This is a genomic window from Paraglaciecola sp. G1-13 (assembly GCF_055809255.1).
Map to the genome: position 1 here is coordinate 1878600 of NZ_CM147903.1, position 14754 is coordinate 1893353.

The 14754-nt window shown below is 44.2% G+C and carries 13 protein-coding genes; 7 read left to right on the forward strand and 6 right to left on the reverse strand.

The window, feature by feature from the left end:
* Positions 1-257: 257 nt before the first annotated feature.
* Positions 258-416: a DUF2986 domain-containing protein gene (locus AC0L6N_RS07860; protein ID WP_011574768.1), complete on the forward strand. Its 159-nt coding sequence runs from the start codon at positions 258-260 to the stop codon at positions 414-416.
* Between the two features lie 102 nt (positions 417-518).
* Positions 519-914, forward strand: coding sequence for a DUF3465 domain-containing protein (locus AC0L6N_RS07865; protein WP_011574769.1), 396 nt, complete (start codon positions 519-521; stop codon positions 912-914).
* Between the two features lie 144 nt (positions 915-1058).
* Here AC0L6N_RS07865 and AC0L6N_RS07870 read toward each other — a convergent pair whose 3' ends face one another.
* Positions 1059-2330 (reverse strand): flavin monoamine oxidase family protein, encoded by a 1272-nt coding sequence (locus AC0L6N_RS07870; RefSeq protein WP_473480323.1) that lies wholly within the window; start codon positions 2328-2330, stop codon positions 1059-1061.
* Positions 2331-2854: 524 nt separating this feature from the next.
* On the opposite strand from AC0L6N_RS07870, the gene AC0L6N_RS07875 reads away from it, so the two are divergent.
* The 3 genes from AC0L6N_RS07875 to AC0L6N_RS07885 all read left to right on the forward strand — a co-directional run bounded on the left by AC0L6N_RS07875 (position 2855) and on the right by AC0L6N_RS07885 (position 5735).
* Positions 2855-3754 carry a helix-turn-helix domain-containing protein gene (locus tag AC0L6N_RS07875; protein WP_473480325.1) on the forward strand — a complete coding sequence of 300 codons (900 nt, stop codon included), beginning with the start codon at positions 2855-2857 and terminating at the stop codon, positions 3752-3754.
* A gap of 116 nt (positions 3755-3870) precedes the next feature.
* Positions 3871-4896 carry an alpha/beta hydrolase family protein gene (locus AC0L6N_RS07880; RefSeq protein WP_473480327.1) on the forward strand — a complete coding sequence of 342 codons (1026 nt, stop codon included), beginning with the start codon at positions 3871-3873 and terminating at the stop codon, positions 4894-4896.
* 218 nt (positions 4897-5114) lie between these two features.
* On the forward strand, positions 5115-5735 hold the full coding sequence (locus tag AC0L6N_RS07885) for a cytochrome c oxidase assembly factor Coa1 family protein (protein ID WP_473480329.1): 621 nt from the start codon (positions 5115-5117) through the stop codon (positions 5733-5735).
* Positions 5736-5983: 248 nt separating this feature from the next.
* Here the strand turns inward: AC0L6N_RS07885 and AC0L6N_RS07890 are convergent, their stop codons facing one another.
* Complete coding sequence (locus AC0L6N_RS07890; RefSeq protein ID WP_011574772.1) at positions 5984-6766, reverse strand: zinc ribbon-containing protein; 783 nt, start codon at positions 6764-6766, stop codon at positions 5984-5986.
* A 162-nt stretch (positions 6767-6928) separates the two neighbouring features.
* Entirely contained in the window at positions 6929-7699 is a 771-nt protein-coding gene (locus AC0L6N_RS07895) for an IclR family transcriptional regulator (RefSeq protein WP_011574773.1), read from the reverse strand.
* Positions 7700-7901: 202 nt separating this feature from the next.
* Between AC0L6N_RS07895 and AC0L6N_RS07900 the strand changes: the two genes are divergently transcribed.
* Both AC0L6N_RS07900 and AC0L6N_RS07905 read left to right on the forward strand, forming a co-directional pair.
* The gene (locus AC0L6N_RS07900; RefSeq protein WP_473480331.1) at positions 7902-8684 is read left to right on the forward strand and encodes a phytanoyl-CoA dioxygenase family protein; all 783 of its coding nucleotides are present in this window, start codon (positions 7902-7904) and stop codon (positions 8682-8684) included.
* Positions 8685-9812 (forward strand): NHL repeat-containing protein, encoded by a 1128-nt coding sequence (locus AC0L6N_RS07905; protein WP_473480333.1) that lies wholly within the window; start codon positions 8685-8687, stop codon positions 9810-9812. It abuts the gene before it with no gap.
* A gap of 260 nt (positions 9813-10072) precedes the next feature.
* On the opposite strand, the gene AC0L6N_RS07910 is transcribed toward AC0L6N_RS07905, so the two are convergent.
* The 3 genes from AC0L6N_RS07910 to AC0L6N_RS07920 all read right to left on the reverse strand — a co-directional run bounded on the left by AC0L6N_RS07910 (position 10073) and on the right by AC0L6N_RS07920 (position 14739).
* Positions 10073-10810, reverse strand: a complete 738-nt coding sequence (locus AC0L6N_RS07910; protein ID WP_473480335.1) for a SapC family protein — start codon at positions 10808-10810, stop codon at positions 10073-10075.
* A 50-nt stretch (positions 10811-10860) separates the two neighbouring features.
* On the reverse strand, positions 10861-12456 hold the full coding sequence (locus tag AC0L6N_RS07915; RefSeq protein WP_473480336.1) for a tryptophan halogenase family protein: 1596 nt from the start codon (positions 12454-12456) through the stop codon (positions 10861-10863).
* Between the two features lie 147 nt (positions 12457-12603).
* The gene (locus AC0L6N_RS07920; RefSeq protein ID WP_473480338.1) at positions 12604-14739 is read right to left on the reverse strand and encodes a VCBS domain-containing protein; all 2136 of its coding nucleotides are present in this window, start codon (positions 14737-14739) and stop codon (positions 12604-12606) included.
* Between the last annotated feature and the right edge of the window lie 15 nt (positions 14740-14754).

Here is a 14754-nt window from a genome sequence, read left to right on the forward strand (position 1 = left end):
TACTAACAGCTTTTGCGCCGCTTTATTGAAACAAAGAAAAAATATAGAAAGAAAACTAGGCAATCAATCACATAAAGAAAAACGACAGTCACGAAAGAATCGTAACAGCCCATACCTGATCGGGTATAATACATTCACTTGGCGCTTTTCACGTGTCAATTGCCCCCTTTAGTTTGATGTTTGACGACGTCATTTGGCCGTTAAACAGAAAATCGTAATCAATAGACATAACACTTAGACATATAGAAAAATGAAACATGAATAGAAAGAAAAAGCTCACTCAAATCCACAAAAAACGTGTGAAGGCCGTTGCTGCCAAAAATAGTGGTAAAAAGAAATCAGGCTATGTGTCTAAGGCCGAGCGCGCAAAACTCGAAGCCGCTGCACAAGCCGAAGAGCAGGAGCAAACCGAATAACGGCTTTTACAAGCTTGTATGTTACACCATCCAATATTTAGTTCATTCAACTGCTCGCTTTGTGCCAGTTAATGGGGTTCTACCAAAACAAGGAACGTTTCTATGCACAGCACTATCCTGGCCTTATGCCTTTCAATCTTACTCTTGTTTACAGCCAATGCTGTGCAAGCAGTTACCGCAGAACAAGCGTTCGCCAGTCAAAAAAGTGATGTGCAAGTCAAGAGCATGGGGACTGTGACCAGAGTTTTGAGAGACGATAATAAGGGTTCACGTCATCAAAAATTCATTTTAAAGCTGGTCTCAGGGCAAACCATCTTGATAGCCCATAACATCGACCTAGCGCCGCGAATTGTTGGTATCGCCAAAGGCGATACAGTACAGTTTTATGGTGAATATGAATGGAGCAGTAAGGGCGGCGTAGTGCACTGGACTCACCACGACCCTCAGAATCGTCACGTACCGGGTTGGTTAAAGCACAAAGGCAGAGTTTACCAATGAACGATTTGCTTGGCCCTTGCTTCTAAAAAGGGCATCAAAGCAAGGCTCCGATAGATAGCTTTACAATACCGCTTAGACACCCAGACTCGAAAACTGCTTTATATAGCAAAGGTACAAAACGAAAAATCCATTGCGCTAGCAGAGCTAATCAAGGGAATTACCTAGTGCTTGGTTAATCCCTGAAACTGCTTTGTCGGCTGCGTATAACGCGCCTTCTAAATAGCCCGCATCCTGCTGGGCAAACTCGCTACCAGCGAGATGCAATTTAAGCGTTTTTAGTTCGTCTTCTAATCCTCGATGATTGAAATCTGGGTGTTTCGATGGCTCATTAAGGTCTCGCTCTGTGGCGCAAAACGGATCAACCGCCCAATCTTTCACGTAGCAATCAGTAGCGCTATACGCGTCATCGCCATAAAAAAACGCGAGTTGATCGAGGCAGGCTTGTTTTAACTGATTTTCAGTCAGCTGATTTCGCTGCGATACGGGAATACCAATAAATCCGAATATTCCGAAACTATTATTTTCACTGGCGCTGGCATCGTGCATTTCAACCATAGGGCCAACTTGGCTAAATGCTTGGCCAGAAAGGCCTTTGTCACGCCAAAACGGCTTAGGGTAGGTGGCCACAAATTTAGCCTGTGCACCCATCCATGTTTGCACCGTGCTTAAACGTTGGTTTAGTAGAGGCGAGCCCCACACGTTTGATGCCAAATCACGCTGTATAATACGCGGAGGTAACGCGAGCACCAGATGCTCTGCACTGTAATCAAAACGTTGAAGTGCTTGGGATGAATGTTCGCTAGCTTGGATTTTGAGAGATGCATGCGCTAGAGTGCTATCTTTGGGGGCGTGGTTGGTGCCAGCAACGTGGCCTGAAATGGTCCAAAGTCCGTTTTCTTCGTCCCGCATTATATTGCTAACACAGTGCTCTAGTTTGATTTTGTCCTGAGAATTCGCCCGAGCTGTTTTATCTTTCGAGCTCTTCGGGTCAATGCTCGCATGTAGTTTTTGGATCAACTGAGACATACCGCCTTCAACTCGAAACAACTGCATCGCTCCCGCACCGCTAATTTGTCTGGCCTTCGTTGTATTAGGTGCTTGATAAAGCACGTCACCCGCGGTGTACTGCTCAAACAACTTAACATCCAACTTTGCGGCTAGGGACTGCATTTTTTGCTGATGAGGGAAAATCCACGTCGGGCCCATATCGTGACTATTTTCAAGTTTATCGGCAACGTGAGCAGTAAACTCAGCGAGTTTGCGCGTAGTATATGGTGCCGGTACAGAGGTAATGCGCCCACCGAGTAGGCTTTTAGCTTCAAGTAAAACATAGGGAATGTGCAGAGCCTCAAGCCTTGCCGCTGAATATAAGCCCGCTAAACCGCCGCCAATAATAATGACTTTTGTCTGTTCCACACGCAAACCTCTGATACTTGAATATCGTTACTATAGCAGTCTTTGCATGGTGTATCTATCGGTAGATAGTTTTTGATTTTGTAAAGTTCCACTTGATACAAAGCACACTTTTATTAGCGATATAGTGATGGTGTTTTTGCTATTTTAATAGCCTGTTGAGCTGACGCTTTTTGTAAGGATTTAGATGCTGGAATGAAGCGGAATTCTTACCAACGTGAATTATCACAGCAGAGAAATTTAAACTTTTACAATGAATCAATGAGGATGCTAAACGTTCTAAATGAACCCATACTCAAAATGCGACCATATAGAGTTTCACGCATGATGAATACAATGAGACGACAAGTTTCAACTTAGATCATTTACATCGGTGTTTATGAAAGATACGTGTAAAAATACTTGAATTCATGAGTTTGCTAGCAGGCAAAGCGCTCATGGGGCTGCCATATACAAAGTGTTTTGAGTTCAGGCAAGCAATACGAAAGATGATAAAATAGTACATCGTGGACGTTGGATAGAAACTCATGGTAAATAACCCAAAGAATAATAATACAAAAATCATTAGTCAGGTTGGGCAATATATTTATGACCATAGCGACCAAACTATCAGCTTGGCAGATTTGGCCCAGTATACAGGCTTTTCAAAGTACCATTTCAACCGAATATTTTTTGCGGCAACGGGTTACCAGTTAGGTGAGTTTATTCAGCGACACAAACTGGAAAAAGCGTTGCACATAATCAAACAGGGAAACCACAATATTATTGATGTCGCTCTTAGCGTTGGTTATGAATCTCCTTCATCTTTCTCTAGGGCATTTAAGAAAAATTTTTCTGTTACGCCGAGTGATGTCGTTCAGGGAAATCTTCCGATCAATGCTCGCGCTGGCAGCTTAATACCTAAAAAGCGACTCACTGGGAACAAAATAGAACCTGTTTGGAAAACGTTACCTGAGAAGACGGTTTACGGTTTCTACGGCAAAGGTTTTACTGGGCAGTCTTTCTCGACGATCGCTACAACATTATACGGTCGATTAGCCGCTATTGCCGAGCCATTAAATTATGCCGAGTTGCAGCCTATTGGAGTGTCGGTTGATAACCCGTGGGCGGGTGAACAAACGCAAAGCCGTTTTTTTGCTGGCTTTGTAGAAGGTCTTTCCCATTGCCAAGAAAAACTGGACGTTTTTAAATGGCAGGCTGGTCTATGGGCCTGTTTCACGCATATCGGCCCACATGATTGTATGTGGCAAACTATTTCTCAAATTTACGCACAGTGGGTGCTACCTAATAGTATCAAGCTAAAAGACCAGCAAATTGTCCAGTGCTATCTTAACAACCCTTTGAAAACCAAGCCTGAAGCACTCAAAACAGCGTTATATTTTGCGGTAGAAGATTTAGCAATCGAGGACATGGCGATGAAAGAATAAAGCCAACGTTCTACCTAAAATGGCGTATCTTGTACAAAACGCACTTTCTGCACAGCTCGGTCTCAACAGCGGATGTATCTTGGCGCAATAGAATACTAAAGGGAAATACACCAAGAATGATGAAACTTAGAATAACGAAGCTTTGCTTTACCGCAATTACCTTGCTTGCTCTTTTTAATAGTGGTCACGTTTTATCGGAGACTTCAATTGAACTAAAGACCGCAGAAGTCGACTTTATAAACGAGAAAGTCAATAGACCCACTAAAATCAAGTTTTGGTATCAAGGTGGTGCAAAACTGTGTGAGGCAACAATTTGCTTATCACCAAAGCAAAACCCTCAGCGGGTTGCAGTTATCTCCCATGGTGCCTTTGGCTCTCCTCGTGAAATGAACTGGCTTGGCTATGCATTAGCCTCCCGAGGGTGGCTTGTTGCTGGGGTAGCGCATTTCGGCGAGTCTTGGGTTTACGGGCCTGAGAACATAGACCCGAGTTCAGCCATGCGATTCTGGCAACGCCCGCAAGACGTGAGCTTTGCAATCGATAGTTTATCTCATAAGGGACTATTTGATGCTTTTATAAAAACAGATAAAGTCATTATGTTTGGCCATTCTTCTGGCGGGTTTACGTCATTAGCATTGGCTGGTGCTCATCTCAAAGCAGGCAAGTCGGAGGCCTATTGTGGATCAGAAATCGCTAGAGAAGATAAAGGCTGTAATTATGCTCAGCAGACTGAGCATAAACCGGTTAGTAGAGAAATGTTAAATGAAATTGGCTTGCTACAAAAGCAGATGTTAGATAAGCGTGTTGCAGGTGTTATTGCGTTAGATCCGGCCATGGGGCACGCGGTTAGTGAGCAAAGCCTACATAACATAAAGGTGCCTACCTTGATAATAGGTTCTGTTGAAAATGACTTTTTGCCTTATGCAATACATTCAAAATATTATGCAGAGCATATTGAAGATGCAAATTTAATCGGCCTTGAACAGGGGGCAGGTCATTTTGTGTACCTTGATCAATGTGACTATGACAGGAAAGTAAAAGGGGTTCCATTGTGTGAAGACCGAGACGGGGTTGATCGCAAGGCAATACATAAAAAAATACTGAAGCACGTATTCGGTTTTATCTATAGAAATGGTTTCTAGCTAGAAACCCGTTATTTTGTTTAGCCCCAATAAATAACAAAGGTACTTGTAGTAAATAAACTGGGACCAGAAGTTTTAAATCAAGTCATTTTATGTACTTATAAGAAGTCTATTATCACTACCATGGCCACTACCATGGGTGTCTTGATAAAAGGGCCTATGAGCAAGCATACGTAAGCAGCTGTTAACACTAAGTAAAAAAGGGAGCACGATGACATATGGAGCAAAAGCACACGGAACAAAAGTACATTTCCGGTATGGGCAAAGCGTCAGTGGTACCAGAAGGTATCAAAGGGTGGAATTGGGGCGCCTTTTTACTGAATTGGATATGGGGTATTGGGAATAGTACCTTCATTGCTTTGCTGATGTTTGTGCCACTGGTGAATGTTGTGATGATGTTTGTTTTAGGGGCTAAAGGAAATGAGTGGGCTTGGCAGAACCGCACTTGGCGTGATGTAGCACATTTCAAATCCGTCCAAAAAAAGTGGCGTAATGCGGGTCTTACGCTGGTGTTTGTTGTCTTCCCGCTAATGTTTGTCGCGGTGATGAGCATGATGAAAGGGGAGGCGTACTATTTGTCGGTACAAGCCGTCAAAACGCACCCTGGGGTTATCGCCTTGGTGGGTGAAAACCCTGAGCCTGGTTTTTTTGTGTTGGGTGAAATCACCTATTCAGGTGAAGGTGGTAAAGCAAATTTGAATTACACCATTAGCGGTGATAAATCCGCAGCCGAGGTCTATGTTTATGCCACCGACGTGGCAGATAAATGGGTACTGCAAGAGGTTGCGGTGATTAATAAGGAGCAAGGCGAAATAATTTTTGCTGTATCTGCGCAATAGTCATGGGAAATGAACTTGGCAAGTTTTGAATGAGGATTGACTTGCACTAGGGGAAGCCATTTTTTGTGTTGCAACTTAGCGTAAAACGCACTGTGAATATCAAATAGGCAGTGAACACATGGTGTTGGTCACTGCCGTCATCTACCGTGATATAGCGCGAATAGAATGAGCGACTGCGGCTAAGCCTATATTTTGCGTTCAGATGAATCGAATTACCATGAAATATAACGCTACCTCAGGCACATTGGTTACTCTACCTTATGAGTTTCTTTATAAAGCATATTGATCATTGCCATGGTCTTAAAATGATGAGTTTTTAGCGCATGATGCGCTTCGGCGGTTTTTGCATGTAATTGCCGTTCATGTTGATGCACTGATATTTCTTTACGATCAGCCTCTTCAAATACGTTACTGCTTGAGTCTTGCTCCGCTGCTTTCATGATTTTTTCGTGTTTATCATCACTTTTTGCATGTTCTTGAATCGCATTCACATGTTGAGACAGTGTGCTTGACTGTTGTTCAAGAACTCTCTCAATATCTTTAAGTTTGGTTATTGCTTGCTCATGTTCTTTTTTCCAGAATGCGACTTCATCTAACCATAAAGCATGCTCGGAAGCCCATAAATTGTGTTCTTGATGAGCCGCTTTATGGTTTTCTGTTACGGCATCTTGTGCTGTATTTTTTAGGGTCGTGGTGAATTCCAATAACTCTGTGGTACTCGCATTAGCAATACTCTGTAATTTGCTCCAAGCTGAGCTATTTACATAAGCGAGATCGAACTTGATTTGGTCCTTGTAAGCCTCACTTACGCCCTCAACAACGTCACCCCATAATCGCAAATGATCTTTTAATTCTTTACTGGCCAGTTGAATTTTTTCTTTGCTGATTTGTGCTGTCTCGCCTAGCTTTTCCTCTGCTGCGTGAAAAGCCTGCTGCAACGTTTTACCTTCTTTGACCACAAATTCCTCTACACTATCCACCATCGCGTGATAGCTCTCTTGTAACTCGCTTAACCGTTTGTTCGCGCTCATAGTCAGCTCCCTTTTAATCAAAAGTTTTAACCTACTTTAATCATGGGATAGCACACCGTCATACGCTATTCGGCATTGTACGTAGCGTATTGCGGTAATTACCTAAGCCGGTTTTATGAGTTGACTGTGATTAAGACTGGCCGCTGACCCTTAGTCTGTCTGTTAACAACCCAACTGTTCGGTAATGATGTTTGCGGTGTCGGTTAGGTGGTTGATTAAACGGTCTTGTTCAAGTTGTTTACCTAGTTTGCTGTGTAGTGAAGAGACGGCTAATGATGCGATAACTTTTCCTTGGGGCTGGCCTATTAAGGTTGCGACATCGGTTACCCCGTCAATCAAGATGTTTGATTGCACATAAACACCATCTGCTTCGATGCGTGCTAGTTCTACTTGTAAGTCCTGCTGTTGTTTTTTGCTTAAGCTAGCAAAATCAGGGTCGTGTTCGAGTAACATTTTTCTTACTGAGGGGTTACTGTTAGCCAGCAGTACCTTACCCGCTGTAGAAGTAAGAGTTGAGAATAATGATCCTTCGGTAATATTCAGAAACACAGGGCTGTGGCTGCGCGCTTGGATAATCACCATGGTTTGGCTTTGATACAGCATACATAGATAACATGACTGGCCAATTTTAACCGCAAGATCTTCCATGTAAGGCAGGGCGCATTGACGCATTTGGTCAATCGGCGAAATACTGCGAGATAAATTATACAGTTTGAATGAGATTCGATATCGCCCTGATATATCATCTCGCAATAAATAACCTCTGGCCTCTAAGCCCACCAACACACGAAATATTTCATTTGGGCTGCGCCCTAAGCCATGGGCTATTTCGCTTTGGGAGCGGGGTAATTCTTGGCTGGCTAAATATTCCAGTATGTCTAAGCCCTTATCTAGGGCAGGTACCGCGTATTTGGTCGTGGGCTTGTCACTCAATGAATATTGCTCCGTGATTTTTCAGGTCTGATTTTACCTATCGATAGGCGCAAAGCCTAGCATGATATTGATACACAACAATAAATTAACATTCATATTTAAATATTATATTTTTATATGAATTTTAACTTGCGTTTATGCTGTATCTATTTCAATATTGTTAACAATTTACGGTTGAGCTGAATAACAAGAGGACAACATTATGAGTAACATCACTTTAACTGAGCAACAAATTGCTGACTTTCATCGCGATGGTTACGTTATTGCTCGCGGCTACTACAGCCCTGAGGAAATAGGTCGTTTACAAGAAAAAGCATTTAACGATGATTCGTTAAATGATCGAGCATGGCACAAGAAAGACGCGGGCGGCGCGGTAAGCAAAGTGTGCTTGTGGCAAGAAACCGGTAACGACTTATACAGTATGTTTTCACGTAGTCGCCGTTTATCTGATGTGTGTGAAACCCTTATCGGTGAGCCGATTTATCACACCAGCACTAAGATCATGATGAAAGAGCCCTTTGTAGGTGGAGCGTGGGAATGGCATCAAGATTTTGGTTATTGGCACCGTGACAACTATATGCTTTACCCAAAAGCGATCAGCTGCATGGTGGCGATTAACCGCGCAACGGTTGAAAACGGCTGCTTACAAGTATTAAAAGGCTCACACCATTTAGGCCGTTTAGATCACAATAAAACCGGCGACCAAAAAGGGGCTGCCCTCGACTTTGTTGAGGAAGCAATGAAATTTCACGAGTTAGTGAATGTAGAGCTTGAACCTGGTGATGTATTGTTTTTCCATTGTAATTTGTTGCACAAGTCAAATCAGAACCGTGCAGCGGAGCCTCGTTGGTCGATGATCTGCGCTTATAACGCCATCAGTAACCAATCTTTTGCAGAAAATGAAGCTAAATTCTATCCGTTTAGCCCTGTCGCTGATGACGCTATTATCAATTGGCAAGAAACTGAAGAAGCTAAGGCCTCTTAAATGCCGGTTATAGATTCTCAGAAATTTAATCACAAAAGCCCCCAAGGGGATAAGTTGCAATCAGGTTGGGTGTTGCCTAAATCTAAGCGTGACCCACATGGAATGATAGTGGGGCAAGGGCAGTTTAAGTATCGAGTTAATGCCTATTGGGGGCGACTTGATAATAGCCAAACACCGGTTGAGAACTGCCACGCTCTTGATATCGATGCTAAAGGGCGAGTGGTGATGATAACTGACGACCCGCGCAATAATATCGTGATTTACAATCGCGATGGCAAACTGCTCGATACCTTCAGCACACACATGCCAGGCGGCCACAGCATCAAAATAGTCAATGAGAATGGTGAGGACTTTATGTATCTCATTGATAGCGGCTGGGTGAAAAATCGCTTATGGGATGGCCATTCTACTGAAGCATGGGATTCGCCGTATAATCGCGTTGTTGCCCAATCTGGTTTTATCGCGAAATTGGATATGGCTGGGCGACTCATATTCAGTATTGGTCATCCTCAAACCTACGGCGTTTATCGACCCGACCAACCTTTTAGGCCGACGGATATTGCTATTAGTGATAATGGCGATTTATACGTTACTGATGGCTATGGCTCTGATTACTTACTTCAGTACGATAACCAAGGGCGTTTTATTCGCCGTTGGGGCGGCCACGATAATATCGATGCAAACTACAATCTATCGAATACCCATGGTATAGGCATAGACAAGCGTACAAACACACCTGAGTTGATTGTTAGCTCCAGAGGGGCACAATGCTTAAAACGCTTTACCCTAAGTGGTGAGTATTTAGGCACTATTGATGCGAATGGTGCCTATATTGGCGGCCCCATATTTAAGGGCGAGCATTTCTATGCGCCGGTATGTTGGTCACATATTGATGGTAAAAACCAAGACGATTCGGGCTTTATCAGCGTGTTTGATAAAGACAATCGTGTGGTAGCGAATATTGGCGGCACTGCACCTGAGTATATCAACGATGTGTTACAGCCGATGCAAACCACCTGGGATGTGTTTAACCATTGTCACGGCTTATGCGTGGATGATGACAGCAACCTTTACGTGGGCCAATGGAATGCGAATCAGAGTTACCCCATGAAGCTAGAGCGTCTGTAAACATGTGGCTGGTGCTTAAACCAAGCTAATCGATTTACCATGAAAGACCCGCTCTTGCGGGTTTGATGTTTTAAGCGAAAATGTAGCTTTTGGGCTATCAACCTCAGTGGGCTAATGCCATCGAGTGCTGCTTGGGGCAGGGTAATAGCTCAAGATGCTCAGGTATTAACACAGATTGCCACCTTGTGATCTTAGGTTGTTTGTCCTGCCTTAAGCTCTACTCCTGTTTCCGCGATATTGTTACATCAACAGGGATTACGTTACGTGTTGGCGCGCTCTATCATCGTTTCTAAGTGAGCCCCTGAACTCATGACTAAATGGCATACTTGCAACACGCCTGTGTTGTGGCAGGCTTGCAAAGCTTCGCCGGTTAATCCATTGAGTTTTTTTACATTTACCGCGTACAAGTCGTTAAGCGTAATGTCACCATTTTTGAGCGTTACGTTTAGTTCAACTGCTTCGAGTAACTCGTGAGTCACTAGCGTGGCTATGACACTTCGGGTCTGTTCGCTGGCACTGAGCAAATGAGAAAATAGCGTTTGATAATGCAATAACGTCGCTGTTGGCGAGCCATCGCCGTTATAGAGTGGCTCGCCCTTAGTCGCAGAGAACTGCGCACTGCTTGGGTCTATGGCTAAGTGCCCAGAGGTAGGCTTATTGCCCTGTCCCCCGACATTGTGAGCTGCGCTGCTTTGGGGAGCTGGTACATGTAACTGAAAAGGGCGGCGCTGAACGTCTAATGGCACATAGCGAGACACCCACTTGCCACCGTCTAAAAACAGGTTTTGGCCAGATTCAAACCCGAGTAATGCCGCTAATTGAAACTCGCCACTGCGTGCAGATTTATAAAAAAACAGTGGATATTCGTGTACGAGAAATGCTAACTCAGACACCATCACCGTGCTTAGGTTAACCGCGAAGCTTGGGTCGAGGTATTCACCACGAATAACGTTAAGTTTGCCGTGTGCTTCAGAGGTAAGAAGTTGTAGTTGTGCCATCGTTTTCGTCTCTTTGGTTATCGATTAAACTGACTGATGCATTATATAAATTAGAATTTTTGCAAGCCGAACTGGTGTATCTTGTTGATCAACAGGCGATTGCTTATCGCTTTGTTTGATAGCTGAGCGGTAAAACCTTTAATCGATGACAAGAGTTGTTCGCTGGCCTCAAGTATTCGTGGGTCTGGTGTACAAATAAGCTTCGTTTTGAAACCCGCTCCGTACAGAACAAACTGATAACTGGCTGCTTGAAACACTTCATCCCTGGCCGGAAAATCGGCAAAATCCGGCACTTTGTGACGCCACATGAGCAATAGCTTTTTGAGTGAGGCCGGAATTGAGCGCTCGGCTCTGTTATCTTGCCAAAAAGCGGAGGTACGCTTGCTCAGCACATAATGTAGTTTTAAAAAATCGATGATACGTTGCCAGCGATAGGTGAACGTTTGATTAAACCGCTCGGCTACTATATCCATACTCTGGCGCGTCACAGGTAATTGTTCGGCTAACATATTGGCTGACATCTCAACCAGTACAATAGCTGACGCCTCCAGAGGCTCAATAAAACCTGCAGATAAACCAATGGCCACGCAGTTATTCTTCCAAAACTGCTGTTTATAACCTGGGGTGAAGCGGATATGTTTGAAGGTAAGTGAGTCGGTATCCTTATGTCGCCGCCGTATGTACTGCAATAACGTGTCTTTGGCGCTTTCATCGTTGGTGTAACGGTCACTGTAGACATAACCAACACCACGACGATTAGGTAAACCTATATCCCATATCCAGCCGTTGTCTTGGGCGGTTGATAAGGTAAATGATTCAATTGGGTCTTGGTCAGTCGCGTAAGGCACGTGCGTTGCGATGGCATTGTTGGCAAATAGTACATCTTCAACAGACGTATTTTGTACGCCTAAAGTTTGCCCTAACAGCAGGGCACTGAACCCTGTGCAGTCGATAAATAAATCACCAGTGAGATGTGACAAGGCGCCATTATTTGTCGGTATTGTTTCTGGCTCTGCTTCTACCTCAACCACCTGCAGGCCCGAAATGTCGCCATTGCTTTCTTGAATGACATGTTTGACCTTGGCGAATATGTGCTTAACCTGCAAATGATTAACGCAATGCTCACGTAATAATGTGGCGAATAGACCTGCGTCTAAATGGTAACCGTAATTGGCAAATCCGCTGTATTCAGCGGTTGTGATCAACTTTGGCGCTAAATGCTGATTTGCCAGTGCACTTTGCAGGCAATAAGCGTGACTAAAGGGAACGTGCTTGGTGGTGTACAACCAATGCTGGGCTTGCGCCCCTTGGTTTGCCTGCTCTGGCACATCAAAAGGGTGATCGTACTGGCTAGCGATTTCATTCTCCCAATGCATAAAACGCGAGCCCTGTTTAAATGACACATTGCACTGGCGAATAAAATCCGTTTCCGATATGCCTATTGTGTGTAACGTGCTGCGAAGCGTGGGCCAACTGCCTTCACCTACACCTATGGTTGGCATGTCGGGGGATTCACATAAGGTGATAGTCAGTTCATCGTTGTTAATTCGCGAAGACAAACGGGCAGCGAGTAAACCCGCAGTAAGCCAACCTGCAGTGCCACCGCCAACAATCACAACATGTTTTATCAGGTTACTCTGTTGCACTCATTTTCGCCTTTTGAACGTTTGTTTGCTTAGCATTAAATCGCCGAATATCGGCTCATTATTTCCAATCACTGGCAGTAAATAAAAAGCCCCATGAAAAATATTCATAGGGCTTTAATAGAGCGTACTAAAGTCATTTATTCGGCGTTAAGGAATAGCGATTAAACGTACGTTATCAATATAGTACTGGGCGTTTGTTTCCGTGAGCATCACGTTCAATGTCATGGTTTCTTGTGACCAATCAATCGCTGCGCTGCGGCCAAATTCTTCAGTAATGATGATGTCTGAGGTTTTACTGTCGGCTCCCTCAGTTGTACCGCTACCATTGGCGGCGATAGTTTCTGTGCCATTAGACAGGTTGATTTGGTACAGAACAACCGTACTCTCGCCCGCAGTATATAGGGTGTCGTGGTTTATTAGCTGCGCATCCAATACCACGGCGTAACGGCCACCAGCGTTAATTGCTCCAGCTTTGATGGGTAGGCTAATCGTCACGCCATCTGTGGTACCAGTGGTATCAACGAATAATTTTTGCATGCCCTCGACGTCGCGTATTTCAACGGTCCCGCCGTCGCTGATAATGGTTTCAGCGTTTTCAAACAGACCGACATCATCGGTCAACATGTCATGCACAGCAGTATCAAAATGTCCATATTTGACCATATTAAGATCGTCAATATTGTGTTTACCACCGGCGTAAGAGTCATCGTACTTGAGCAAACCAAAGTGCACGGGAAGCGTTTCATAACCGTCCCAGTTACCATGTTCGCCAGTATTAATTAACTGCACATGTTCCATCCAAACATTTAGAGATTGATCGAAATATCGGCTACCCATCCAGAATCTATTATTCAGATCAGACCCTTCGTTTGGTGTCGTAAATAGTGGTACATATGGGTTGCCATTCGCTCCGTTAGAGGCTTCATTGTTTAGCCAATACGACATAGCGTATTTTTGATTGTCTTCTAAAGAAGTGACGATGTTATGTACTTCAAAATGGCAAAAACTACCTTGCATGAACAGCCCATAGTCACCGGTTTTCGCCGCATCACTGCGGATCTCTTTAACAGGACAGCCCCAGTTGGCGAATCCCCATACGAAGCCTGCTGGGTTGACCGATTTATCGAGTGGTCCTACAAATGTAGGATCTTCAAAATCGGCGTTAAACCCAGATGCCGCTACTAGGTTTGTTTCTTCTCCATTTATAGTAACGACTAAACTTCTCTCTCCATCAGCGGTATTACCGGCATCATCTGCTACCTTAAATAGGAATGAGAGGGCGATGCTTTGGCCGTTAGCGACATCATTAAAGTGGGCGTGAGGATCAACGTGAAGCATATTTCCGTCAAGCTCAACGCCGTAGGGTAACTCTGCTTCGCCATCCAGGGTTAGGTCAGTTATGACAATTTCATCGCCCTCGCGTTCTAATGTTTCTTGAGTTAAATCATATATTTGAACGGCATCCGTTTCATTGGCACTCGCTTCTAAAAAGTAATTTAAGATAAGTGGAGCGCCAGGAATGTCTTGTACACCCAATATATTAATCATTAAATTGCGATCAATCTCAAAGCGGTGATCTTTGACTTTATAGGTATAACTGAACGTAACTTTTTCACCATCTGGTATTTGTGATTCAACCGCACTTACATCAAGCTCTAACTGGCTATCTTCATTGATAGTAAACGGGATGCTGTATGGATTATTGGGATCTGCGATGACATCAAATGCGGTTAATGGTTCTTCATCGCCATCCACAACATCTTTGAGCAAATCTACGACCGCCGTATCTGTATCACGCGTAAAGTTACCTGCAAGATCACCTTCTGCCACTGGCGCTACATCTTCGCCGGTAATAGTAATAGTGGCTGAACGAGCGGTGGTATTACTGCCATCAGTAATGTCGTAGGTGAGTGTCATTGTTAAAGACTCACCCGTGTCTAATGTGGGTGCGACAGCTTCTGGGCGTATGCCTAAATACAAGCCGTCTATCTCAAAGCCTGTCATGTCCGTTAGGTTTGAGCTGATGTTTGTGATGCGCAGGATATCGCCGTCCATGTCGGTGGCCACACCCGTACCACTATTTTCACCGGCAGGTGTACCTAGCAGAAAAAGACGTTTGAACGGATCTTTCTCTGAGTAGGTCAGTGAAATATCGCCGCCATGGGAAGGTGAGTTACTTGAAACTGTGGGCGCTGAACTACCGCCACTGCTACCACCGCAGGCCGTAATGACCGAGCAGGCGACGCTAGCTAACAAAAATTTAGATGCTTGAGTTGATTTCATAATTTTATACCGTTG